General features: G+C 68.7%; 20 protein-coding genes. 13 read left to right on the top strand and 7 right to left on the bottom strand.

Annotated features, from left to right (window positions below; all coding sequences use genetic code 11):
* Nucleotides 1-7: 7 nt before the first annotated feature.
* On the top strand, nt 8-742 hold the full coding sequence (locus tag ACE37J_RS12445) for a hypothetical protein (RefSeq protein ID WP_409711576.1): 735 nt from the start codon (nt 8-10) through the stop codon (nt 740-742).
* Nucleotides 743-842: 100 nt separating this feature from the next.
* Nucleotides 843-1,010, top strand: a complete 168-nt coding sequence (rpmG, locus tag ACE37J_RS12450; RefSeq protein WP_409711577.1) for a 50S ribosomal protein L33 — start codon at nt 843-845, stop codon at nt 1,008-1,010.
* Between the two features lie 68 nt (nt 1,011-1,078).
* Here rpmG and ACE37J_RS12455 read toward each other — a convergent pair whose 3' ends face one another.
* Nucleotides 1,079-2,065 (bottom strand): 2-hydroxyacid dehydrogenase, encoded by a 987-nt coding sequence (locus tag ACE37J_RS12455; protein WP_409711578.1) that lies wholly within the window; start codon nt 2,063-2,065, stop codon nt 1,079-1,081.
* 154 nt (nt 2,066-2,219) lie between these two features.
* Between ACE37J_RS12455 and ACE37J_RS12460 the strand changes: the two genes are divergently transcribed.
* Complete coding sequence (locus ACE37J_RS12460; protein WP_409711579.1) at nt 2,220-3,680, top strand: ATP-binding protein; 1,461 nt, start codon at nt 2,220-2,222, stop codon at nt 3,678-3,680.
* Nucleotides 3,681-3,700: 20 nt separating this feature from the next.
* Here the strand turns inward: ACE37J_RS12460 and ACE37J_RS12465 are convergent, their stop codons facing one another.
* Nucleotides 3,701-5,212: a peroxidase family protein gene (locus ACE37J_RS12465; protein WP_409711580.1), complete on the bottom strand. Its 1,512-nt coding sequence runs from the start codon at nt 5,210-5,212 to the stop codon at nt 3,701-3,703.
* A 240-nt stretch (nt 5,213-5,452) separates the two neighbouring features.
* On the opposite strand from ACE37J_RS12465, the gene ACE37J_RS12470 reads away from it, so the two are divergent.
* The gene (locus ACE37J_RS12470) at nt 5,453-7,057 is read left to right on the top strand and encodes a gamma-glutamyltransferase family protein (RefSeq protein ID WP_409711581.1); all 1,605 of its coding nucleotides are present in this window, start codon (nt 5,453-5,455) and stop codon (nt 7,055-7,057) included.
* Between the two features lie 209 nt (nt 7,058-7,266).
* On the opposite strand, the gene ACE37J_RS12475 is transcribed toward ACE37J_RS12470, so the two are convergent.
* From ACE37J_RS12475 to gndA, 4 genes are all read right to left on the bottom strand, one after another.
* Complete coding sequence (locus tag ACE37J_RS12475) at nt 7,267-8,226, bottom strand: hypothetical protein (protein ID WP_409711582.1); 960 nt, start codon at nt 8,224-8,226, stop codon at nt 7,267-7,269.
* On the bottom strand, nt 8,226-9,275 hold the full coding sequence (locus ACE37J_RS12480; protein WP_409711583.1) for a DGQHR domain-containing protein: 1,050 nt from the start codon (nt 9,273-9,275) through the stop codon (nt 8,226-8,228). The genes ACE37J_RS12475 and ACE37J_RS12480 overlap by 1 nt, the downstream gene beginning before the upstream one ends.
* 179 nt (nt 9,276-9,454) lie before the next feature.
* Nucleotides 9,455-10,324: a ParB/RepB/Spo0J family partition protein gene (locus ACE37J_RS12485; RefSeq protein WP_409711584.1), complete on the bottom strand. Its 870-nt coding sequence runs from the start codon at nt 10,322-10,324 to the stop codon at nt 9,455-9,457.
* Between the two features lie 292 nt (nt 10,325-10,616).
* A complete protein-coding gene (gene gndA / locus ACE37J_RS12490) occupies nt 10,617-12,029 on the bottom strand; it encodes an NADP-dependent phosphogluconate dehydrogenase (RefSeq protein ID WP_409711585.1) in 1,413 nt (470 codons plus the stop codon).
* A gap of 194 nt (nt 12,030-12,223) precedes the next feature.
* Between gndA and ACE37J_RS12495 the strand changes: the two genes are divergently transcribed.
* The 3 genes from ACE37J_RS12495 to ACE37J_RS12505 all read left to right on the top strand — a co-directional run bounded on the left by ACE37J_RS12495 (nt 12,224) and on the right by ACE37J_RS12505 (nt 16,773).
* Complete coding sequence (locus tag ACE37J_RS12495) at nt 12,224-13,435, top strand: aminopeptidase P family protein (protein ID WP_409711586.1); 1,212 nt, start codon at nt 12,224-12,226, stop codon at nt 13,433-13,435.
* Between the two features lie 54 nt (nt 13,436-13,489).
* The gene (locus ACE37J_RS12500; RefSeq protein ID WP_409711587.1) at nt 13,490-15,064 is read left to right on the top strand and encodes a hypothetical protein; all 1,575 of its coding nucleotides are present in this window, start codon (nt 13,490-13,492) and stop codon (nt 15,062-15,064) included.
* Nucleotides 15,065-15,156: 92 nt separating this feature from the next.
* A complete protein-coding gene (locus ACE37J_RS12505) occupies nt 15,157-16,773 on the top strand; it encodes an ATP-binding protein (RefSeq protein ID WP_409711588.1) in 1,617 nt (538 codons plus the stop codon).
* A gap of 4 nt (nt 16,774-16,777) precedes the next feature.
* On the opposite strand, the gene ACE37J_RS12510 is transcribed toward ACE37J_RS12505, so the two are convergent.
* Nucleotides 16,778-17,791, bottom strand: coding sequence for a polyprenyl synthetase family protein (locus tag ACE37J_RS12510; protein WP_409711589.1), 1,014 nt, complete (start codon nt 17,789-17,791; stop codon nt 16,778-16,780).
* A gap of 62 nt (nt 17,792-17,853) precedes the next feature.
* On the opposite strand from ACE37J_RS12510, the gene ACE37J_RS12515 reads away from it, so the two are divergent.
* The 6 genes from ACE37J_RS12515 (at nt 17,854) to ACE37J_RS12540 (ending at nt 23,677) form a co-directional block, all read left to right on the top strand.
* Entirely contained in the window at nt 17,854-18,063 is a 210-nt protein-coding gene (locus ACE37J_RS12515; RefSeq protein ID WP_409711590.1) for a DUF2007 domain-containing protein, read from the top strand.
* Nucleotides 18,060-18,818, top strand: coding sequence for a tRNA1(Val) (adenine(37)-N6)-methyltransferase (locus ACE37J_RS12520; protein ID WP_409711591.1), 759 nt, complete (start codon nt 18,060-18,062; stop codon nt 18,816-18,818). Before ACE37J_RS12515 ends, ACE37J_RS12520 begins: the two co-directional genes overlap by 4 nt.
* 133 nt (nt 18,819-18,951) lie before the next feature.
* On the top strand, nt 18,952-19,131 hold the full coding sequence (locus ACE37J_RS12525) for a YdcH family protein (RefSeq protein ID WP_409711592.1): 180 nt from the start codon (nt 18,952-18,954) through the stop codon (nt 19,129-19,131).
* A 54-nt stretch (nt 19,132-19,185) separates the two neighbouring features.
* Nucleotides 19,186-20,154, top strand: a complete 969-nt coding sequence (locus tag ACE37J_RS12530; protein WP_409711593.1) for a fatty acid desaturase — start codon at nt 19,186-19,188, stop codon at nt 20,152-20,154.
* Nucleotides 20,151-21,503, top strand: a complete 1,353-nt coding sequence (gene miaB / locus ACE37J_RS12535) for a tRNA (N6-isopentenyl adenosine(37)-C2)-methylthiotransferase MiaB (RefSeq protein ID WP_409711594.1) — start codon at nt 20,151-20,153, stop codon at nt 21,501-21,503. The genes ACE37J_RS12530 and miaB overlap by 4 nt, the downstream gene beginning before the upstream one ends.
* A 515-nt stretch (nt 21,504-22,018) precedes the next feature.
* Complete coding sequence (locus ACE37J_RS12540; protein WP_409711595.1) at nt 22,019-23,677, top strand: thiamine pyrophosphate-binding protein; 1,659 nt, start codon at nt 22,019-22,021, stop codon at nt 23,675-23,677.
* Nucleotides 23,678-23,693 lie beyond the last annotated feature (16 nt).

Below are 23,693 nucleotides of genomic sequence, written 5' to 3' on the forward strand. Positions count from 1 at the left end.
AGCCCCGATGCGAGCCCTCGCTCTCCTGCCCTTGCTGTTCCTCGCCGGCGCCGCCTACGCCGTGGAGGACTACGAATCGTGCGTCGCGCGGGTGGAGCGCGACGCGCCGAAGGCCGTGCGCGAAGCGCGGATCTGGCGCGAGGAGACCGCCGCCCTCGGCGCCCTCCATTGCGAGGCGCTGGCGCTCGCGGCCACCGGCTCCCCCCGGCTCGCGGCGGAGCGGCTGGAGGCCCTCGCCGTCGCGCCGGCGCTTTCGCCCGAGGAGCAGGCGGCAGTCTGGTTGCAGGCGGCGACCCTGCGCCGGGACGCTGGAGAGGCGGCGGCGGCGGAGTCCGCGCTGGCCTCCGGTCTCGCGGTCGCCCCTGGCGCCGCGGCGGCCTCGCTGCTGATCGAACGGGCCGCGCTCCGGGCGGCCGGAGGAGACGATCGCGGCGCGCGGGAGGCGCTCGACTCGGCGCTGCGTCTCGCGCCAGGGAATGCGGAGGCGCTGACGCTCCGTGCCGCGGCGCGGCGGCGGCTCGGCGACCCAGCCGGCGCCCTCGTCGATGCGGATGCGGCCCTCGCCGCTGACCCCGTGAGCGCGCCAGCCGCGCTCGAGCGCGGCCTCGCCGCCGCCGGACTGGGGCAGGAGGAGACGGCCCGCGCCGCCTTCCTCGCCGCCATCGCCGCAGCGCCGGACGGCCCGGCGGCGAAAATCGCCCGCGCCGCCCTTCAGGCGCTTGATGCGCCTGACGGCGACTGACGGCGAAGGCCGGCTTGACTCACCGGCGCGGGCGGGTAGATAGAGCGCTCCGAATTCACCCGCTCCGGCGGGCGCGCTTGCGCGGGGCAGGAGAGACGAGATGGCGAAACCGACGACTGTGAAGATCCGGCTGAACTCCACCGCGGGGACCGGCCATTTCTACGTGACCAAGAAGAACTCGCGCACGATGACGGAGAAGATGTCCGTCCAGAAGTACGACCCGGTCGTGCGCAAGCATGTCGAATACAAGGAAGGCAAGATCAAGTGATCTGATCCCCCGAAAGAGCGAGCCGTCCTGAGACCGGCCCTGCGCTCGCGCGCGGGCCGGTTTTGTTTTCAACCGCCGACGACGTGAGCCGGGCGTCGGCCCAGGCTGAGATCGGCGATCGAGCGCAGCGCCGTCCTCGCGATCTCCTCGAAACATTCATCCGTCCAGCAGAGCGCATGCGGCGTCACGATCACGTTCTCCATCCGGAGGAGGGGCGAATCGGGCTGGATCGGCTCCACTTCTGTCACGTCGAGCCCCGCCCCCGCGATCTCCCCCGCCGCCAGCGCCTCCGCCAGCGCCGCCTCGTCATGGATCGGGCCGCGCCCGACATTGACGAAGAAGGCCGTCCGCTTCATGGCGCGAAACGCCTCGCGCCCGATCAGATGGCGCGTCTCCGGCGCCAGGAGACAGCAGACGACCACGGCGTCCGCCTCGGCGAGCACCGTCTCCAAAGGGGCCTTCCTCGCGCCGAGCGCGGCGATCTGCGCCTCCGCCACGTGAGGGTCGGCGGCGAGGACGCGCCCGAAGAAGGGCGCGGCGAGACGGATGAGCTCCGATCCGATGCCGCCGGCGCCGACGATCCCGAGCGTTCGCCCGGTCAGGCCTACGCCCATATGCTCCACCCGGTCGTTCCAACGCCCCTCCCGCACCAGCCGGTCCTTCGTGAAGAGGCGGGAGGTGAGCGCAAAGACGAGCGTCAGCGCCGCCACCGCCACGGGCCGGCGGATCGCGAAGGGCGTGTTCGTCGTCAACACGCCTTTCGCCGCCAGCGCGGCGACGTCCACACTGTCGTATCCGACGCCGTTCCGTGCGACGATCTTCAGCCGGAGATCGGAGCGCGAGACGACATCGGCGCCGACGCGCGGCAGGTTCACATGAAGCGCGTCAAAGGCGGCGGCATGGTCCGCCGTGATCGCCTCGCAGGGCGCCAGCCATTCCCATTCGATCGCCGGGTTCGCCTTGAGTTCGTCGAAGGCCGCCGGGTTGAAGCAGGGCTCCCCGGACGCGGTCAGAAGATCCTTCGTCACGCCTACCTTGAACCGCTCCGCCGTCATCTGCCGCTCCTCCTGCCACTGTGTTCAGGGCGACAATCGGCCGCGCCGTACAGACGTGCAAGAGCGCACGGCCTGCATCCTCGCGTGCGATGCGTTAACGCGACCGCTGCACCAGCGATGTAGCATCTGCGCCGCCCCGAAAGGCGAGGATCGCGTGCTGCACTGGCTCAATACCTATTTCGACCGGTTCGCGGCGCGGACGAAGCACTTGCCAGTGCGCGCCGCGGCGGCGCGCAGCTCAGGTCTCATCGTCGTCGTCGCGGTCGTCTTCGTCAGCCTCATCGTGGAAATCGGCAATGTCGCAATGACCGCCCTTCGCGGCTATCCGATCACGAACGATCATTACTCGCACGTCTTCATCGCCGTTATCGTCGCCGCGGCGATCGCCTATCCGGTGATGCTCTACAGTATCCGCACGGCGCGGGCGCTGGCGCGAACGAAGTATGAACTGGCGGAGGCGGCGGAGGAGGCGGCGCGGGCGAACCGCATGAAATCCACGTTCCTCGCCACGACGAGCCACGAAATCCGCACGCCGCTCAACGCCATCATCGGCATGGCGGAAATGCTTCGCCGCAGCGTCGGGAGCGAGGCCGAGCGCGCGCATGTCGCCGTTCTCGGCGAGGCCGCGCAGTCCCTCTCCCGCCTCCTCACCGATATTCTCGACATCTCGAAGGTCGAGGCGGGCCGGCTCGTGATCGCGCCCGAGCCGACTGATCTCCATGCCTTGCTTGAAGGCGTCGTCGCGCTCTGGCGGCCGCAGGCTTCGGAAAAGGGCGTTTCGCTGCGCCTTTCCATGTCGCCGGACGTGCCGGCCTGGGTGGAGACAGATGGGCCGCGACTGCGCCAATGCCTCGGGAATCTCCTTTCTAACGCCATCAAGTTCACGCCTGAAGGCTTGGTTTCGGTTTCGGTCTCTGTCCCGGAGACAGTGGAAGGGGGCTCCCTCGTCTCGATCGCGGTGCGCGACAGCGGGCCGGGTCTTTCGCCGGAAGAGCAGGCGCAGCTCTTCCAACCCTTCGAACAGGTGGGCGACATGCGGCAGCGGCGGCGGGGCGCGGGGCTCGGCCTCGCGATCTCCCGCAACCTCGCGCGGCTGATGGGCGGAGACGTGACGCTCGAAAGCGAGAAGGGGGCCGGGGCCTGCTTCACGCTCAGCTTCCGCGCGCCGCCGGCGCAGCAGCGTCTGCCCCACAAGGGGCCGTCGGAGCCGCCGCCGCCGCTTTCCATTCTCGTGGTGGACGATACTGCGACCAACCTGCTCGTCGCCCGCCTTCTCCTTTCCGCCGAGGGCCACGCCGTGACGGCCGTCGAGAGCGGGGCGGCTGCGCTCCGGTCGCTGTCGATCCGGCCGTTCGACGTCGTGCTGCTCGACATCCACATGCCGGAGATGGACGGGCCGGAGACGCTGCGCAGAATCCGGGAGTCGCCGGCGCCCTGGTCGGGCATTCCTGTCATCGCCCTCACCGCCGACGCGATGAGTGGGGATCGCGCGCGCTATGTGGCGGCGGGGATGGACGGCTACGCCTCAAAACCGCTCGATATCGGCGCGTTGCAGGAGGAACTCGCCCGCGTCGTCGCCCATGACGGGCGGGCGAAAGGGCGGCGGAGCGCCTGAGCCCCGCCGCCCCGCGCGTCTCAGTCCGGGCAGCGGAGCGCGGCGGCGACGCTCACCTTGTCCCGGTTCTCCTCCACGAACTGCGCCATCCGCCCGAGGGACCATTCGCCCTTCGCCGTCGCGCCGAGCGCGGCCCAGGGCGTGAAGTCCTCCGCCGAGCAGAGAAGCGATTCATGGTCGAGCGCCATGAGCCGGATCAGCACCGTCGCCACCATACCGCCGCCGACCGGGCCGAGCTTTCCGCCGAAATGCTCCGCCTCGTGGAGGCAGTAGTACCAGAGCGGGGTCTTGGTGATCCCCGCTTTCGTCAGCTCCTTCGGTGCGGCGATCTCTTTCGCCCCCATCGCCCGCGCCATCTGCTGGCCCGAAGGCAGCTCCAGCGCGAACCGGTCGCGGAAGAGGTTGCGGGCGGGGAGCTTCTTCGCCTCGGTGACCGAGAGCTCATGCCCATCGATTGTGAGCCCCGAATTTACGAAGGGCAAGGAGAAGATCGCCGCCGGTAGCTTCCGCCCCACCGGCCGGGCTTTCTGGAAGGCGCCGCCGCCGGGATAGGCGAGGAGATTGCCGAAGGCGATGTTCTGCGAGGCCTCCCGCGCGCCGAAGGCGCCCATCTCGAAGAGGCCGACATCGGGATGGGCGTCATTGAAACGGAACCGGCTCCGGATGGTCGCGTGCCCGAAGCGGAAGGCCGCGCCGGAGAATTCGACCGGCATGACCGGGCTGTCCTTGGTCCAGGGCTCGGGCAGCCGCCCCTTCCGGATCGTGTGGAGCGCCGTCTTCAGAACCTCGCCGTCAACGAAGGCGGGCAGGAACTCGTTGAGGATGAGCCAGTGGTAGTGCAGCCGCATGATCCGCCGCGCCGCCTCGAACGGCCGGTCCACCGCCTTCATGTCCTCCGCGACAGCCTGCGCCCTTACGCCGGCGAAGGCTGCGGCGACCATGGATTCGTCCTTCATCAGCGCGTCCATAAGGATGTTGTGGAGCGCGACGAAGAGCCCGTGGAGCTGGGAGACGACGGCGTTCTCGTCGTTCCGCGGGTCGCCGATCAGCGCGACGCCCTTGCAGGTGCGGGCAAGGTCATGCGGGTTGCTCTTTGTCCCGTAGAGCAGATAGCCGTGATGATCCGGCGAGTAGAGATGCGGCGAGCCTTCCGGCCCGTCGCCATAGACGCAGTCGAGGTCTAGCCCCGGCGTGCGGACATTGCGGATCGTCCGCGGGTCGATCCGCGTCCCGATCGCGCTGGTCGTGTCGAGCGTCACGTCGTGGTCGATGAACTGGCCGAAGAAGGTGAGCGCGGCGCCGGCCGCGCCCTCCGGGTCCGTCTCGTCGCGCATCCCGTCGACGGCGGCGATGAAGGCCTCCGTCACCCGCTTCGCGTCGAAGGGCTTTCCGTCCGGCGCGGTTCCGGTGACAGGGTTACGCGGGCCGAGGCGGCCGAAGATCTGCGGGAAGGGGATGGCGAGGGCGTGATGCTGGTCGCAGGCGCGCACGAGCATGTCGTAGCGGCTCAATCCGTGGCTGGGGCCTGACATTCTTGTCTCCTGGCTGGCTCCGGGACAGCCCCGGAGCTTTGGCGCGGGCGGGGGCCCGCGGAAGGAGACATGCGCGCGATGGTGGTATCTCGCTGTGAGATTCCCCACGCATATCGTGAATCTGTCGTTAGCGTGGCGTCATAATGTGCGAAATCGCACCAAAAGTGCACGAGAGCCGGCCGGCTTGCGCCGGCGCAGCGGGCGCGCTTAGGGTTTGGGGCCAAGCGAAGGAGCCTTCCGATGACGCGATTCATGGCCTCCGCCCCGCAGCCGGAAGCGGCGGAGGCGGCGATTGATGTTCTGAAGGCGGGAGGGAATGTGGTGGATGCGGCCATTGCGGCTGCGTTCGTGCAGACGGTGGTGGACCCGCAGATGTGCGGGATCGCGGGGTTCGGGTCTATGCACCTGCATCTGAGCGGGGGGCCTCACCTGCTGATCGACTTTCACGGGCGGGCGCCGTTGGCGACTACGGCGGGGATGTGGGAGGCGTTGATCGAGCGGGAATGCGATGACGGGTTCGGCTTCGTGCTGAAGGGGCGGGTCAACGAGATCGGCTACCGGTCCATGACGACGCCGATGACGCTGAAGGCGTTCGACGAGGCGCTGCGGCGGTTCGGGACGATGAGCCTCGCCGCGGCGCTCGCGCCCGCCATCGCATATGCGGAGGAGGGGTTCATGGTGCGGCCGGCCGTCCATTCCTTCTGGATGCGGGGGGAGGATAACGGGCGGGTCGCGCGCATCCACGGGCTGGTCGACCATCCGGAGACGCGGCGGATCTATGCGAAGGCGGACGGGGCGATCCACGGGGTGGGGGACATACTCCGCAACCCGGACATGGGGAAGACGCTGCGAAGGATCGCCGCCGAGGGGGCGGAGGACTTCTATACCGGCGCCATCGCGCGGGAGATTGCGGCGGACATGGCGGCGAACGGGGGGCTCCTCTCGATGGAGGACCTCGCCGCCTGCGCGACGGAGGAAACCTCCCCGCTCTGGCTCGAATACCGGGGGCATCGGGTGGCGACGAACCGGCCGCCGGGCGGCGGGCTCGTCGTCGCGCTGATGCTCCGCATCCTGGAGCGGTTCGACCTCCGGGCCATGGGGCACAACTCGCCCGATTATATCGCGACCGTGGCGGAGGCGATGAAGATCGCGACGGCGGAGAAGGATGCGCGGATGGGGGACCCGCGGTTCGTGACCATCCCCGAGGAGGAGCTGCTGTCGGATTCCTATGCGGATGCGGCGGCGGCGCGGATCAGGGCGGGGGAGAAGGCGGCGGTGCCGCGGCTCGGCGGCGGGCATGAGAGCCGGGAGACGACGCATATCTGCGTGGCCGATGCGGCGGGGAATGCGGTGAGCATGACCCACTCGCTCGGCTCCTCCTCCGGCGTCGTCACGCCGGGGCTCGGCTTCATGTACAACAACTGCATGATGGTGTTCGACCCGCGGCCGGGCAGGGCGGGCTCGCTGGCGCCGGGGAAGGCGCGGTTCTCCGCCCTCTCGCCCACCATCGTCTTCCGGGGGGAGCGGCCCTTCTTCCTCGTCGGCGCGCCGGGGGGCACGACGATCACCATGGGGAACCTCCAGGCGATCCTCAACGCGGTGGATTTCGGGATGGACGCGCAGGAGGCGGTGAGCGCCCCGCGCTTCACCGCCACCTCGGAGACGATCGAACTGACCAACCGCATCCTCCGCTCGACGGAGCGGGCGCTGAAGGCCCGCGGCTATCCGGTGAAGCGCCACCCGTTCAGCCACATGATGCCCCTCGTCCATGCGATCCGGCTGACGGAGGCGGGGCTCGACGGCGGGGCGGACCCGGCGGCGGACGGCATGGCGGTGGGGGCGTGAGGGTGTGTGCACACAGTGTGCAGGGGGGTTAAGTGATTGGATTTATTAGGTAATCAGAAATAGCGTTTTGAAAATGCATGCGTGCCCCGAAAGGCCGGCCGGATGTGCCGAAGTGAGGTTGGGGGCAGCGCTAGGCTCTGTATTTCTGAAATACTCGACGATAAATGTGGAAAAGACTTCATCTGAGGTGAGTAATTCAGAAGGTGATATCAATCACAGAGTCTAAGAGGAAAGCGAGCAAATGAGTTCACTCCTGCTGACGATCTGTCTGCGACACGTCGCAACACTTCACGACACAGGGCCGTCAAGAAAGTGCAAGCCATAACGTATGCCCCGATATCTCCTCCCGGAGGGCCATCAATATCCATAGTCATTGGATCGCGTTTCCATTGCGCCGCAGTGCGGGAGAGCACCCCGCGTTCTCTACGTTTTAGCACTGAAGGCGCCCAAACGCCGCGAGCATGCCTGTACTGAATTTCATTTCTTACAGTACTTAACCAACTTGCACCCGAGGCTCGTTTTGTTATTTTCCGAAATGAATCTAACTTTAAAAACACAGCACGCGCATCCGCGGGTGCTATTCGACCGCGAAGCACGTCTTCGGTAATCTCCGAGACAAAGCCATCGAACACCTCCCAAAATGCCTCATGGGCTCCTCCCACTCGGCCCCGCGCTTGCCTCATTTCGAAGCCCGTTTGCGTAGGATTCAATTCACAAACGAATAGCCCTGCAGAAACGCTAGAATTTACTGGTTTTCCCAGTGCGTTAGCGATATTTTTTATTCTGTTTAGGTGGCTGGATTCGATTTGTGTACATGTGCGGCCAAGTAATCTGATAAGTGCATGTCCAGCATAGAATGCCGAATAATACGCGCGCACTAGGCCCCAGGCCAAACTGCTAGCGTCATCAAGGTGAACATCGAGCCCTTTGAACGACGAAAATGCTGCGCCCGCAAACCTGCTAGCATCACTCCCAATGGCTGCTCCGAGAAAAGCCGACTCTCGAAAGTCGATTCGTATTTGATTTGTCGCTTCGTCAAAATCGATATCATAACCAGCGCCGGGAGCGTTCGTAATAATCTCTGAAAAGTGACCGAAAGCTGCTCGCCCTCTCAAAACCAACAACTCTTTCACAAGCAAAGGCTGCAAAGCATCCGCTGCTACGGACATTATACAGCATTGCCCCCACCAATCGTAAAACCAGACCGTAAGGCTTTTCGGAAGCTGTCTACCAATAGACTTGGGCTCTTGCCTGGGTTCGACAGCTCTGCCCGCTTGCTTCTTTGAAACATCGGAGAAACGATTTCATCAAAATGCGCAACGGTGAAGCTGCTTGGATGCCGATCATTAACACGTTCCGCAATGGTTGGAAAAATTAACATGAGCGCTTTGAACATAGTAGGATTCACAATTAGATCCTCCATTGAGTACTCTCTTAGACCTGATTTACAGCAAATCAAGTAAGCGCTGAGAACATCATAAATTTGTTCTGCAGATGCGCCAGAAAATGAATCTGAGATCGCCTTCATCGCACCGTTAAAGGTAACACGGGAAATCCTGCCTTTTCGACGCTCTGAGGCAGACATCAGACCGAGCAAAGGACTATCTGCATTCTTATCGAATAAATCAAAGACGTCACGCATGAGCGCTTCAGCATCTGATTCTGTGTCTGCCAGTCTCTTAATGTCAAGTATCAACTCGTTAGGCACCGGCCTTTGTTTCGTGTTGATATCCATAAAGAGACGAGCTTCTTCCATTCTATTCAATCCGTTATAAATAACGACTGGAACCCTCAGAGATGTCTTTGCCAGCCGGAAGCCAAATACCCTGTGCTGCCCGTCCAGAATTAAAAACGCACGTTGGTTAAGTTCAAAACTTAATGTACGATTAGTCCTTTTGTATTGCAAGTTTGCCGCAGGCTGGGCTGATAGTACAATTGATGTTGGAATTGTTCCCATGCCTGCATCGATATAATTAGCGATGTCTCGCGCTCGCTTCTCGTCTAAAGCGCGTTGGAAACCTTCTTCTGGGTCCTCATTTCGAGGTTCGACTACACAGGTGTTCGCCAATACGTCACTTGGCATTGAAAGCGTATAGAAACGGTGTCTGCCTTGCGTAAGGAGGCTCGCTGTGAAGCTCGCTCGGCCTGAGACGTTCTCCTCTTCAACCGGGTCGATCGCATCGTCAGACTGCGTTGTTCCGTTCGGGTCCGTGGCCAATTTGTGCGATCTCCCGGTCAATTCGGTTGAAACAGTATCGTATAACGTTTCGGTTGATTGCTGCAATTCCTTAGTCCCGCACACCGATCTGCGCGAGTAGACATTAGCCTTTACGGAGGTGAGGTTGGCGTGCGCTCGGTTCGTGGCGGGTCTTAGCCACGGAATATAGGCGCCCTCACTCACCCCACCGGCTCAAACCGCCGGATCACATCGTCCAGCACATCCTCCATCAATCTGTCCTGCGCATATTTCCCGGTGAAATGCAGGGAATAGCCGAGCTTCGTCTTCTCCCGCCTTATCGTCAGGTCCGGCCGGAGGTGCTTCAGCCGGCGCGGATAGCCTTCCTTCCGCTTCGGCGCGTTTGCGGCGGGCGGGGTTTCGATTTCTGCGAGGATGGGTTCGATGAGGGCCCATTGCGCCTCCAGCGTCTTCGCCCGCTCCTCCTCGATCACATGGGCGATGAGGTCCCCTGACCCGTCCTTCTCCGCATTCGCGAGGCGGAGGCATTGGCGCAAGCTTAGCCGCCAGGGTTCGGCGAAGAGGCCGTCGAAGGCCTCCACGGCCAGCGCCGTGTCCCTCAGCCGGGCGGCCTTCATGCGGTCGGCGCCGGGGAAGAGGCCCTTCACCGCTTCATCCAGCGTTTCGAAATGCCCCTTCTCCCGCGCCTTCACCACGATGCGGCCCTTCTCCCAGGGGGAGACATCCTCCCGCACCGCATTCTCGGTGACCATGAGCGCCAGCGCCTCCGCCCCCGTTTCCGGCGCGCGGAGCCAGGCGGGGATCGTCGTCCACCGCTCCTGCCCGGTGAGGTAATGGAGCCGCTCATAGGCGGCGAGGCGGCGGGCGCCGGAGACGAGGGCGTAGCGGAAGGGGGGCCGGGGCTCCTCCATCTCGTAGATCTCCACCGGGTTGCGGAGGCCCTGCTGGAGGATGGAGAGGGCGAGCTCCTCCAGCGCCGCCGGGTCGACATGCAGCCGGTCGCGCGTGAGCGCGGCGCGGTCGATCTCCGCGACGGGGATGAGGGCGGGGGCTTTGGGTTCGTCGGTCATGGCGCTCTCCGGCTTGGGCGGGCGGATCATGGCGCGTTCGGGTGAAGGCGGGGTTTTGGGGGCGCGCGGTGATGTTGCGCGGCGGGTTTGGGGAGGGGCGCGGGCTCCCTCGGGAGGGCGCTTCGGGGCGATCGGTTTCAGCGGTTTATGGCGTAAGGTACTCTGAGGGTTGAGCTATTTGATACGTCGCGATGCGGCCTCCCTGGGGGGAGGGAGGCCGCGGCCCGTGCTGGTCGCACGGGCCAAGGGGGAGGGGAGGCGGGCGGCGCGCGCTTGCCCCGCCGGCGGTGTTTCAGGCCCAGGGGCCGTGGAGGCCGGTTCCCTCCCGGTCCACCCGCTCGAAGCCGTGGCGGCCGAAATAATCCCGCTGGAGCTGGATGAGGTTGGCGGCGCCCCGGCCTGTGCGAAGCTGGTCGAACCAGAAGAGCGCGCCGGCGAGGGCGGGGGCGGGGAGGCCGTGCGCGGCGGCGGCGGAGACGATGCGGCGGAGCGGGCCCTCGCTCTCCCGCATGATCGCATCGAAGGGCGCGGAGGCGATGAGGGCGGCTTCGGGCGCGGCCTCCAGCGCCGCGGCCATCGGGTCCAAGAGCGCGCAGCGGATGATGCAGCCGGCGCGCCAGACGCGGGCGATGGCGGCGAGGTCCATCGCCCAGCCGTATTGATGCGAGGCGGCGCGCAGCACCTCGAACCCCTGCGCGAAGCCGGCGACGCGGCCCGCCAGCAGCGCGGCGCCGATTGCGGAGAGCGCCTCCTCCCGGCTCCCGAGCGCCTCCCCGAGCGGGCGGGGGGCGGGGCCGAATTGCCGCTCGAGCCGCAGTCGCTCCGCCTTCCGCGCGGAGAGGTTCCGCGCGCCGACCGCCGCCTCGATCATCGGCGCAGGCGCGGCGAGGCGGAGCGCCTCCAGCGCGGACCAGCCGCCGGTGCCCTTCTGCCCCGCGCGATCCTGCACGAGGTCTATCAGCGGCGCGCCCGTCTCCGCCTCCGCGACGAGGACGGCGGCGGTGATCTCGGTGAGGTAGGAGGCGAGGGGGCCCGCGTTCCAGGCGGCGAAGGCGGCGGCGATTTCCGAGGGGGGCATGGCGAGGCCGTCTCGCATCAGGGCGTAGGCTTCGGCCAGCATCTGCATCTCGGCGTATTCGACGCCGTTATGGATGGTCTTGACGAAATGGCCCGCGCCATCCGGCCCGAACCAGGCGCAGCAGGGCTCGCCCTCATGCCGCGCGGCGATGGCGGAGAGGGGGGCCTCCACCCGCTTCCAGAGCGCGGGGGAGCCGCCCGCCATGATCGAGGGCCCATGCCGCGCCCCCTCCGCCCCGCCGGAAAGGCCGAGGCCGAGGAAGGCGAGGCCGGTCTTCTCCAGCGCGGCGGAGCGGCGGCGGGTGTCGTGGAAGTCGGAATTGCCGGCGTCGATCAGGAGGTCGCCTTCGCTGAGGAGGGGGGAGTAGGCGGCGATCACGGAGTCCACGGCGGGGCCGGCGGGGGTGAGGATGACGAAGGGGCGGGGTTTTCTCACCGCCTCGACGAGGGCGGCGGGGCTCTCCGTCACCTCGATCTCGCCCTTGAGCGCCTTCGCGGCGTGGCGGGCGGCGAGCATCCGGTCGAAATCGGAATCGTGGACGGCGACGCGGAAGCCCTTCTCCGCCAGGTTGAGCGCCAGCGCGGCGCCCATCACGCCCACGCCGATGATGCCGATATCCGCGTCCATCCGTCCCCTCCGTTTTGGCGCAGTAAAGGGGCGATCGGGCGCGAAGGGAAGGGGCTGGACAAGCGGGGGCCGCTTGCGCGAGATGGAAGCAGCGCAAGCGGCGATGGCGTCGCCGCATCAACGACAGGCGCCGCGGCGGAAACGCCGCTTCCTGAACGCCCGGAGCCTTCCTTCCGCGATTCAGGAGCTGACCCATGACCGACACGCGCGCGCCCTTCCTCCGCTTCCCCAACGGGCCGAAGGCGCCCCTCCCCTTCTCAGCCGCCGAGTATGAGCGGCGGCTCGGCGCCCTCCGCGCGATTCTGGCGCGGGAGGGGCTGGATGCGGCGGTGCTCACCTCGATGCACGGCATCTGCTACCATTCGGGCTTCCTCTATTGCGCCTTCGGGCGGCCCTTCGCGCTCGTCGTCGATGCGAGGAGAGCGACCGTGGTCGCGCCGATGATCGATGCGGGGCAGCCGGGGCGGCGGGCCCATGCGGAGCACCTCGTCTATACCGACTGGCGGCGCGACAATTTCCAGAGCGCGGTCGCCTCGCTGCTGCCGGGCGCGCGGCGGGTCGGAGTGGAGGGGGACCACCTGACGGTCGCGGCGCGGGCGGCGCTGGAGGCGAAGCTGCCCGGCGTCGAGCTGGCGGATGTCGCCCCGGCGGCGATGCGGGCGCGGATGGTGAAATCCGCCGAGGAGATCGCCCTCATCAGGGACGGCGCGCGCATCGCCGATCTCGGCGGCGAGGCGATCCGCGAAGCGATCCGCCCCGGCGCGCGGGAGATCGACGTGGCGATGGCGGGGCGGGACGCGATGGAGGCGGACATCGCCCGCGCCTGGCCCGACACCGAATTGCGGGACACATGGGTCTGGTTCCAGTCGGGGCTCAACACGGACGGCGCGCACAACCCGGTGACGACGCGGGAATTGCGGCTTGGGGACCTCCTCTCCCTCAACACGTTCCCGATGATCGCGGGCTACTACACCGCGCTCGAACGCACGCTCTTCCTCGGGGAGCCGGACGCGGCGACGCTCCGCTACTGGGAGGCGAACGTGAAGGCGCACGAGCTCGGCCTCTCCCTCATCCGCCCCGGCGCGCGGTGCTCGGAGATCTGCGCCGGGATCAACGACTTCCTCGAAGGGGAGGGGCTGCTCGGCCTCCGCAGCTTCGGCTACGGCCATTCCTTCGGCGTCCTCTCCCATTATTACGGGCGGGAGGCGGGGCTGGAGCTGCGCGAGGATTGCGAGACGGTGCTGGAGCCCGGCATGGTCGTCTCGATGGAGCCGATGCTCACCGTGCCGGAGGGGAAGCCCGGCGCCGGCGGCTATCGCGAGCATGACATCCTCGTGGTGGGGGAAGCGGGCGCGGAGAACGTCACGGGGTTTCCGTACGGGCCGGAGAAGAACGTGATCGGGTGACGCTGGCGGCGCGGGGCGCTACGCTTCCCTCCTGAAAAGGGGAGGGAGGGCGAGTTGCAGGGACGCATGTTTCTCACCCTGCTGGACCCGGGGCTCTTCGTCTTCGACCCTTCGGGCGAGGCGGATGGCCCCGCGGCCATCCGCGAGGCGCGGAGCAAAGCCTATGCGCGCCACCTCGACACCGTGCGGGCGAGGGCGCTTGTCGCCACGCTTCTCGGCGCGCGGCTCGTCGTTCCGGAGGGGTGGAGCGTCTGCTCGCTCCCCGCGCTGACGGTGATCGCGGAGGCCTGGCGGACGCGCGAGGCGGTCTGGCACGAGATGAAGAACGCCGCGGACCGGCGCGGCGCCGCCCCGCTCTCCCCCTTCGCCATCGGCTATTTCCGAGCGGGCGGCGCGGCGGACGCGCCGCCGGGCGCCAACCGGGCGGAGCCCGCCGAATCCTTCCTAACGATGCTTCACCGGCGGCTCGCGCCGGAAGCCGCGCCGCTGGAGGGCTATCAGCCGCTCAATTCGCGCGACGATCCCGAGGGGGGAGCCGACCGTCGCCGGCTGCTGCGTGAGATCGTTGGAAGGCAGCTGAGCCGGCTTTCCGGGGCGGACCCGCTCAGCGACGTGGCGCTCGACCCGACCTTCTACGAGTCCATATCCGGCTTCCTTCCCGACGAGAACTTCGCTGACGGTCTCGTCGCGCTCTCGCATATCTCCCAGCGGGCCGGCGCGCGCGAACGCGTCTACCTGCCCGATGCGCGCGGCAGGATCGACCGGGAATTGCCGGCCCTTCTGCTGGGGATCAAGGCGGAGGCGGAGCGCGATCTGGAGCGCCCGGCCCTCGCCGCCGCCATCGTCCGGTTGCTGGGCGACCTTTCACGCGAGCGGACGCCCATATCCAGCTTTGCGCGCGTCAGGGACTACCTCGCGCATCACGACCCTGAGGATTGCGAGGCGCTGATCGGTCTTGCGCGACTCGTGACCAACCGGGTCCTCGGGGATCAGATCGCCGCCGACCTGCGGGAGCACGCCTTCGACGAGGCGGCGAAAGGAAGCCCGGTGCTGTCGCGCGGCAGAAGCCTCCTCGCTTCCGAGGGGGCGAGGCTCGACCTTGCTTCCGGGGCGGTGGAGCCCGGAGGGGGTGCGGCCCGGGCGCCGCTGGACTGGGACGAAATCTGGCGCGGCGTCTGGCGGCTCGTTCTCGACCGCAGGCATGACGAACGCCTGCAAGCCCTCCGACGGGAGATAGAGCGCGTGGGCCCGATCCATGCTCTGAAAGCCGACGCATGGCGCGGCCTTGTCGAGGCGGTGAACGCCGAGGTCTCCCATCTCTCGCTCTCTCAGGAGGGCTCGCGGCTCCTCGTTCATGTGCGCGCGCGCTACGAGCGCCTTTCGCGGAGGACGGCGCTTGCGCTTGCGGTGAGCGGCTTCGCCTTCGGCGAGATCGCCGCCCGGGCGGGCGCTTCGGGGGCCATGGGCGGGTTCGGCGCCGCAACGGAAAACGGCCTGATCGTCTCCCTTTCAGGGGCCGCGCTCTTCTATATCGTCGGTCTCGCACAGGGCGACATCACGACGGCGTTGCTGCGAAGAGACGAGCGCGACCGGCGGGATCGCGCCCTCGCGGTGCTTCGCCAGGGATAGGCCGCCCGGCGAAACCGGGTGCGACCGCCGCGCTTCCGCGTTAACCTCTCCTCCGCCTGTTCCGGGCAAGGTGCGCGCCGGGAGGTCGGACAATGATTCCGGATTCGGAACTCGACGCGCTGGCGGAGGACCGGGCGGCGCTGCGGCGGCTCGTGGAGGAGCATCGGCTGCTCCGCGAGGCGATCGAGCAGAGCCCGGCGAATTTCTGCGTCTTCGACGCGGAGGACCGGATCCTCGCCTGGAACCCGGCCTACGAGCGCACGCACGAGGCCGCGCTCGCCGGGTTGAAGGACGACCCTGGCCTCCCTCGCCCGACCTATGCGGAGATCGTGCGCGCCGATCTCGGCGGCAATGCGCCGCCGGCGGCGGTGGAGGCCATCGTCGAGAAGCAGCGGAAGGCGGATGGGGTCAGCTATGACCGGTTCTACGACGGCGGGCTCTGGCAGCGGATCACGAAATATCGACTTCCCTCGGGCGGCGTCGCCGGCATCGGCGTCAATGTCAGCGCGCTGAAGGAGCGGGAGGCCGCGCTGGCGGAGGCGCGGGCGGAGGCGGACAGGAGCCGGCAGGCGAAGGCGGATTTCCTCGCCCATATGAGCCACGAAATCCGCACGCCGATGAACGGCGTGCTGGGGATGACGCGGCTCCTCCAGACCACGGAGCTCGACGAGCGGCAGCAACTCTTCGTCTCCGCCCTCGCCTCCTCGGGCGAGGCCTTGATGCGGATCATCGACGACGTGCTCGATGTCTCCAAGATCGAGGCGGGGAAGATGCGGATCGCCGCCGCGCCCTTCGACCTCTGGCGCACGGCGGAGGATGCGGCGACGCTGCTCTCCGCCGGGGCGGCGGAGAAGGGGCTGGCGCTGCATCTTCGGATCGACCCGACCCTGCCGCGCGCCGCCATCGGCGATGCCGGGCGGCTGCGGCAGATCATGCTCAACCTTCTGGGCAATGCGGTGAAGTTCACGGAGGCGGGGCATGTGCTCCTCTCGCTCTCTCGGGTTCCCTCGGAGGCGGGGTTGCGGCTGCGGATCGAGGTTTCGGATACCGGGCCGGGCGTGCCGGAGGCGGCGCGGGCCGCGCTCTTCTCCCGCTTCGCCGGTGGCGAGACGGTTGCGGCGGTGAAGGGCACGGGGCTCGGCCTCTCCATCGTCGCCGCGCTCTCCCGCCTCATGGAGGGGGGCGCCGGGTTCGAAAGCGAGGTCGGGCGGGGCTCCGCCTTCTGGAGCGAGGTGCGGATCGAGGCGGACCGGCTTTCGGCGCCGCTCCGGGCGCCCCATGCGGGCCGGGCGCTGGTGCTGGACCCCGACCCGCTGGCGGCGCGCATCCTCGCGGAGCGGCTCGCCGGGCTGGGCGTCGAGGCTGCGGTCGAGGAAGAGGCCGGGGCGGCGCTCACACGGCTCCGTGCGGCGGCAGCGCGGGGGGAGGGCCATGGCGCCGTCTTCGTCCGGCGCGGGGAGGCGGGCGAGGCGGCGGCGCGGGCGCTCAGGGCGGAGCCGGCGCTGCGCCCCTCCGCGCTCTTCCTCGTCTCCACGGTGGACGATGACGGGCTGGAGGCGGCGGCGGCGGGATCGGGGGCGGACGGAATGCTGACCCTGCCGCTCCGGACCGAGGCGCTCGAAGCCGCGCTTTCGGCCGCCGTGGCGCGGTCGGAGGCGATGCGGCGGCGGCCGCCGGGATTCGAAGAGGCGGCGGCGCGGCCGTTCTGACGGGTCAGCGCCCGCGGGCGACGACGAACTCCGCGATGTCGGCCAGCGCCCGTTTCATCTCGCCATCGGGAAAGACGGCGAGCGCGGAGACGGCGCGCGCCGCCCAGTCTTCCGCCCGTGCGCGGGTGCGGCCGAGCGCGTCATGCCGGGCGAAGAGGCGGAGCGCCTCGGCGAGGTCCGCCTCCTCCTGCTCATGCTCCTCGATGACGCGGGACCAGAAGGCGCGCGCCTCCGCGTCGCCCTCCGCATGGGCGATGAGGACGGGGAGGGTCGCCTTCCCCTCCCGGAAATCGTCGCCCACGTTCTTGCCCATCGCGGCGGCGCTGCCGCCATAGTCGAGGAAGTCGTCGATCAGCTGGAAGGCGATTCCGAGCGCGTCGCCATAATCGCGGAGCGCGGCGACCTTCGCCTCCTCAGCCCCGGCGACGACGCCGCCGACCTCCGCCGCCGCGGCGAAGAGCGCGGCGGTCTTGCCGCGGATCACCTGGAAATAGCGCGGCTCGCCGCCCGAAAGATCGTGCTGCGCGGTGAGCTGCAGCACCTCCCCCTCCGCGATCACGGCGGAGGCGTCGGCCAGGATGTCGAGCACGCGGAGGCTCCCCGTCTCCACCATCAGGCGGAAGGAGCGGGCGAAGAGATAGTCGCCGACGAGCACGCTCTGCTGGTTGCCGAAGAGGATGTTGGCGGTGGGCCGGCCGCGGCGCTTCGCGCTCTCGTCCACCACGTCGTCATGGAGGAGCGTGGCGGTGTGGATGAACTCGACGGCGGCGGCGAGCTTCACCTGGTTCTCGCCCTCGTAGCCGCAGAGCTTCGCCGCGGCGAGGGTGAGGACGGGGCGGAGGCGCTTGCCGCCCGCCTCGATCAGATGGGCGGAAAGCTCCGGGATGCGGGGGGCGTGCTCGGAAGCCATCCGCTCCCGGATCGTGCGGTCCACCGCCGCAAGCTCGGGCGCGACGAGGGCGGCGAGGCGGGTGAACGCGTCCTCGCCTTCCGAAGGCTTCGGGTCAGGTCGGGCCATCGGCGCCTCCTCGCAACCGGCGCTCTCGACCTTCGCCGCGCGGCGCGCCTATCATCCGGATCATGGAGGAGCTTCTGAAGACAAACGACCCGACGGTCATCAGCTTCGCGGAGGCTCTCCTTCGCGCGGAGGATATAGACTGCTTCGTCTTCGACGTCCACACGAGCATCCTCGAAGGTTCGCTCGGCGTGCTGCCGCGTCGGCTGATGGTGGCGCGGCGCGATCTCTTCCTCGCGCGGTCGATCCTGAAGGATAACGGGCTGATCGAATGACAGGGTTCGCGCCCGAGGCGCTGACGGAGGATGCGCTGCTCGGCGGGCGGGTGCGGCTCCTACAGCCGCGGGGGGGCTATCGCGCGGCGACGGACCCGGTGCTTCTCGCCGCGGCGCTTCAGGCGAGGCCGGGGGAGCGGGCGCTCGACCTCGGCTGCGGGGCGGGGGCGGCGATGCTCTGCCTTGCGGCGCGGGTGCCGGGGCTGGAGCTGCACGGGCTCGAAGTACAGCCGGACTACGCCGACCTCGCCCGGCGGAACGCGGCGCTGAACGGCGCGGAGGCGACGATCTGGGAGGGGGACGCCTTCGCCGCGCCGGCGGAGTTGCGGCGGATCGGGTTCGACCTCGTCCTCTCCAACCCGCCCTTCTTCGACGCCGCGGCGCCCGCCGCGCCGGACAAGGGGCGGGATGCGGCGCGGCGCGCGCAGAGGGACGCGGCGGAGTGGGCGGCGGCGGCGCTCGCGCGGCTCCGCTCCGGCGGGCGGCTCGCCCTCGTCCACCGGGCCGAATCGCTCCCCGCCCTTCTCGCCGGGCTCGGGGCGGGGGCGGGGGATGTTTCCGTCATCCCGCTCGCGGCGCGGGCGGGGCGGGCCGCGAAGCGGGTGATCGTGACGGCGCGGAAGGGCGCGAAGGGGCCGTTCCGCCTCGCCGCGCCGCTGATCCTCCATGAAGGCCCGGAGCATCTGAAAGACGGGGACGATTTCTCGCGCGAGGCGGCGGCGATCCTGCGGGATGGCGCGGCGCTGGCGCCGTGATCGCGGCGTTCATACATCTTAAGCGTGTGCACTCCGCCGCGCTCGTTTACAGTCCTACGCAACAAGTCCGTGACAGTCCGGCGGTTCGGTGTTCTACTTTCCACGTTGAAGCTGGTGAAAATGGAGGAGCCTCATGAGCCTTTCGTCCCATCTGGTCGAGCTTCGGAAAAAACACGCCACGCTGGAGCAGAAGATCGAGGAGGCGCTGAAGAGCCCCGCCTCCAGCGACCTTCGCATCGCCGAGATGAAGCGCCAGAAGCTCAGGCTGAAGGACGAGATCGTCCGGCTCGGCGGAGCCGAAACCATCCACTGAGCGCCGGCGCCGCCTTGATCTGGCGGCGATTCCGGCGCGGGGACGCAAGGATTGATGAACGACGCGGCCTCCGCGCCCCTTGACCATCGCGCCTTCCTCTCCTCACTTCCGGCGGCGGAGAGGGCGGCGCTCACGCTCCGGCGGGACGGGCCGGGGCTCCTGCGCCTCGCCGCGCATCTCGGCCTGATCGCGCTGCTCGCATGGCCTGTCGCCGCGCAGGCGCCGCTCTGGCCGCTCTTCGTCCCGCCGCTCGGCGTGGCGATGGCCTTCCTCTTCACGCTCCAGCATGAATGCACGCACCAGACGCCGTTTCGCACGCTCCGGTTGAACGAGCTTGCGGGGCGGGCCACGGGATTTCTCATCCTCCAGCCCTTCCTCTGGTTCCGGCATTTCCACCTTGCGCATCATCGCCACACCAATGACCCGGCGCGGGACCCGGAGCTTCAGGGCGGGGCCAAGCCGGAGACGGCGCGGGCGCTCGCGCTCCATCTCCTCGGCGCCGGATACTGGGCGGCGAAGCTGCGCGTGCTCCTCGCCAACGCCTTCGGGCGGATCGAAGGGGGCTACGTCCCGGCCCGCGCGGAGGGCGCGGTGCGGCGGGAGGCGCGCTGGATGCTGGCGGGCTACGCCGCGATCCTGCTCTACGCGGCCTTCGTGGACCCGTGGCCGCTTCGCGTGTGGCTCCTGCCGCTCGCCTTCGGCTTTCCCGTCCTCCGCCTCTACCTCCTCGCGGAACATGCGCGCTGCCCGGCGGCGGCGGACATGTTCGACAACACGCGGACGACGCTGACCAACCGGCTGGTGCGGCTCCTCGCCTGGAACATGCCCTATCATGCGGAGCATCACGCGATGCCGGCGGCGCCCTTTCATGCGCTGCCCGCGCTCCACGCCCGGGCGCGGGCGCATCTGAAGCGGGTGTCTCCGGGCTACCGCGCCTTCGCGGCGGACTACGCCGCCGGCCTCTCCCGCCCTTGCGTTCCGGGCCCCGATAAGGGAACAGGCGCGCAAGGAGGCGGGCGATGACCGGATCGAAGACGCTCTTCATCAAGACCTATGGCTGTCAGATGAACGTCTATGACAGCGAGCGCATGGCCGAGGCCATGGCGGCGGAAGGCTATCGCCTGACGGACGCGCCGGAGGGCGCGGACATGGTGCTGCTCAACACCTGCCACATCCGGGAGAAGGCGGCGGAGAAGGTCTATTCCGAGCTCGGGCGCATCCGGAAGCTCGCCGAGGCGAAGCGGGCGGAGGGGGGCGAGATGCTCGTCGGCGTCGCCGGCTGCGTCGCGCAGGCGGAGGGGGAGGAGATGCTCCGCCGCTCGAAGCTCGTCGATCTCGTGGTCGGGCCGCAGGCGCTGCACCGGCTCCCCGACCTCGCGCGCCGGGCGCGGGCGGGGGAGCGCGGGCTGGTGGACACCGACTTCCCCGAGGACGACAAGTTCGCCGCGCCCCGCCCGAAGGCCCGCCGCGCGCCCGCCGCCTTCCTCACCGTGCAGGAGGGATGCGACAAGTTCTGCTCCTTCTGCGTCGTCCCCTACACCCGCGGCGCGGAGATCAGCCGCCCGGCGGCGCCCCTGATCGAGGAGGCGCGGGACCTTGCGGAGCGGGGCGTCGTGGAGCTGACGCTGCTTGGCCAGAACGTCAACGCCTGGCGCGGGGCGGCGCCGGCCAATTCTTCTGACGGCGGCGAGGGGCGCTGGACGCTGGCGCGGCTCATCCGGGCGCTGGCGGAAGTCGCCGGGATCGAGCGCATCCGCTACACCACCTCCCATCCGAACGACATGGACGAGGACCTGATCGCGGCCCACGGGGAAGAGCCGAAGCTCATGCCCTATCTGCACCTCCCCGTGCAGGCGGGCTCCGACCGGGTGCTGAAGGCGATGAACCGGCGGCATACGGCCGCCGCCTATCTCCGCCTCGTCGAGCGCATCCGCGCGGCGCGGCCCGACATCGCGCTTTCGGGCGATTTCATCGTCGGCTTCCCCGGCGAGACGGAGGCGGAGTTCGAGGAGACGCTGGCGCTGGTGCGGGAGGCGCGGTACGCGCAGGCCTATTCCTTCCGCTATTCCCCCCGCCCCGGCACGCCCGCGGCGGAGCTGCCGCCGGTTCCGGCGGAGGAAGCGGCGGAGCGGCTGCAGCGGTTGCAGGCGTTGCTTGGCGAGCAACAGGCGGCGTTCCAGCAGGCGACGGTGGGGCGGCGGTTGCCGGTGCTGCTGGAGAAGCCGGGGCGCGAGCCGGGGCAGATGGTCGGCCGCTCGCCCTATCTCCAGGCGGTTCACATGCAGGCGGATGCGGGGATGACGGGGCGGATCGTCGAGGCGGAGATCGTCGGCGCGGGGCCGAATTCGCTGGCGGGGCGGCTGGCGTGGTGAGGGCCTTCGCCGTTTGAGGCGTCGTTGGACCATCTCGTCCCCGGCCCCGATCAGCATTTCTCCAGTGGAGAGATGCAGGGGCCGTCGCCCGGAGGCGAAGGCCGGAGGGCGAGGGGCGCCAGGCCGCCGTGTTGGGCCGATCCGAGGGGCGGATCGGCAGAGCCTTCCTGACGCCTGCGCGCTTCTCTGTGTTCGCGACTGCCAAGGTCTTCCTGCCGGCTCCGACAAGCGCCAGGCGGATCAGACCCGCGGCTGATCCGCCCGCGCCCGCGTTTCCGCGCCCGCCGCGGCGACCGCGGACGGATCTTCGACTTTCGGGAAGGCTCGGCGCCCCTCGCCCTCCGGCTTGCGCCTCCGGGCGACGGCCTCTGCGGCCTTCCACCGGAAGGCCGCTGATCGAGGCCGGGGACTTGAATGGCGGACGCGCGCCCGATGCCGCCGTCCTGCCGCCTGGAACCCCCGGCATTGCCAAACCCGCCCCGCTCCGGTCATCTCCCCCGAAACGGAGGGACGAGATGAGAACCGGCGGCGAGATCCTGATCGATTGTCTTGAGGCGCAGGGCGTGGACCGCGTCTTCTGCGTGCCCGGCGAAAGCTATCTCGCCGTGCTCGACGCCCTCCATGACGCCAGGATCGACGTGGTGAACGCGCGGCACGAGGGCGGCGCGGCGATGATGGCGGAGGCGGACGGGAAGATGACCGGGCGGCCCGGGATCGCCTTCGTCACCCGCGGGCCGGGGGCGACGAACGCGGCCTCCGGCGTTCATGTCGCGAAGCAGGATTCGACGCCGATGATCCTCTTCGTCGGGCAGATCGGGCGGCGCATGAAGGGGCGGGAGGCGTTCCAGGAGGTCGATTACCGGCAGACCTTCCGCGACCTCGCCAAATGGGTCGAGGAGATCGACCATGCGGACCGCATCCCGGAAGTCCTCTCCCACGCCTTCCATGTCGCGATGTCGGGAAGGCCCGGCCCGGTGGTCATCGCGCTCCCCGAGGACATGCTGAAGGATGGGGCCGAGGCCAGGCCCGGCCCGCGCGTGACCGTCGCCGCGCCCGCGCCCTCGGCGGCGGATGTCGCCCGGTTCGGCGCGATGCTGGCGGCGGCGGAGCGGCCGGTGCTGCTCCTCGGCGGCTCGCGCTGGGATGCAGAGGCGGTCGAGGCGGCGCGGGCTTTCGCGGAGACGCACGACCTCCCCGTGGCCGTCACCTTCCGGCGGCAGGGGCTCTTCGACCATGACCACCAGAATTATGCCGGCGATCTCGGCATCGGGCCGAACCCGAAGCTGAAGGCGCGCGTGGCGGGGAGCGACCTCCTGATCCTCCTCGGCGGGCGGCTTTCGGAAATGCCGAGCCAGGGGTTCTCGCTGCTGACGACGCCCGCGCCGCAGGTTCCGCTCGTCCATGTCCATCCGGGGGCGGAGGAGATCGGGCGCATTTATGCGCCCGCGCTCGGGATCAACGCGACGCCCGGCGCCTTTCTCGAAGCGGTCGCCGGGCTCCCCGCCCGCGCGGGGACGGGCGCGGCGGCGGAGGCGCACGGGGAGTATCTCGGCTGGTCCGGCCAGCCGCCGGCGACGCCGGGCGCGGCGGAGATGGGGCCGATCGTCTCCCATCTCCGCGCCGTCGCGCCGGAGGCCGTGGTGACGAACGGGGCGGGGAACTACGCGACCTGGGTCCACCGCTTCTGGCGCTTCCGCGACCTCCATGCGCAGCTTGCGCCGACCTCGGGCTCGATGGGCTACGGCCTCCCCGCCGCCGTGGCCGCGAAGGCGCGGAACAAGGGGCGGGAGGTGATCTGCTTCGCGGGGGACGGCTGCTTCCAGATGACGGGGCAGGAATTCGGGACGCTGGCGCAATACGGGCTGAACGTGATCGTCCTTGTGGTGGACAACGCCGCCTATGGCACGATCCGGATGCATCAGGAGCGGGACTATCCCGGCCGCGTCTCCGCCACCCGGCTCGTGAACCCGGACTTCGCCGCGCTCGCCCGCGCCCATGGCGGGCATGGCGAGCGGGTGGAGAAGACGGAGGACTTCCCGGAGGCCTTCGCGCGGGCGCGGGCGAGCGGGAAGCCCGCGATCGTCCATATCCTCACGGATGTGGAGGCGATCAGCCCGACGACGACGATTTCGGCGCTCCGGAGCCGCGCGGGCCAGGCCGGAAAAACCGCTTGAGATTTCGACGGAGCGT

Origin of the sequence: Pikeienuella sp. (assembly GCF_046290545.1) — a bacterium.
In the GTDB taxonomy this organism is placed as follows: Bacteria; Pseudomonadota; Alphaproteobacteria; order Rhodobacterales; family Rhodobacteraceae; genus Pikeienuella.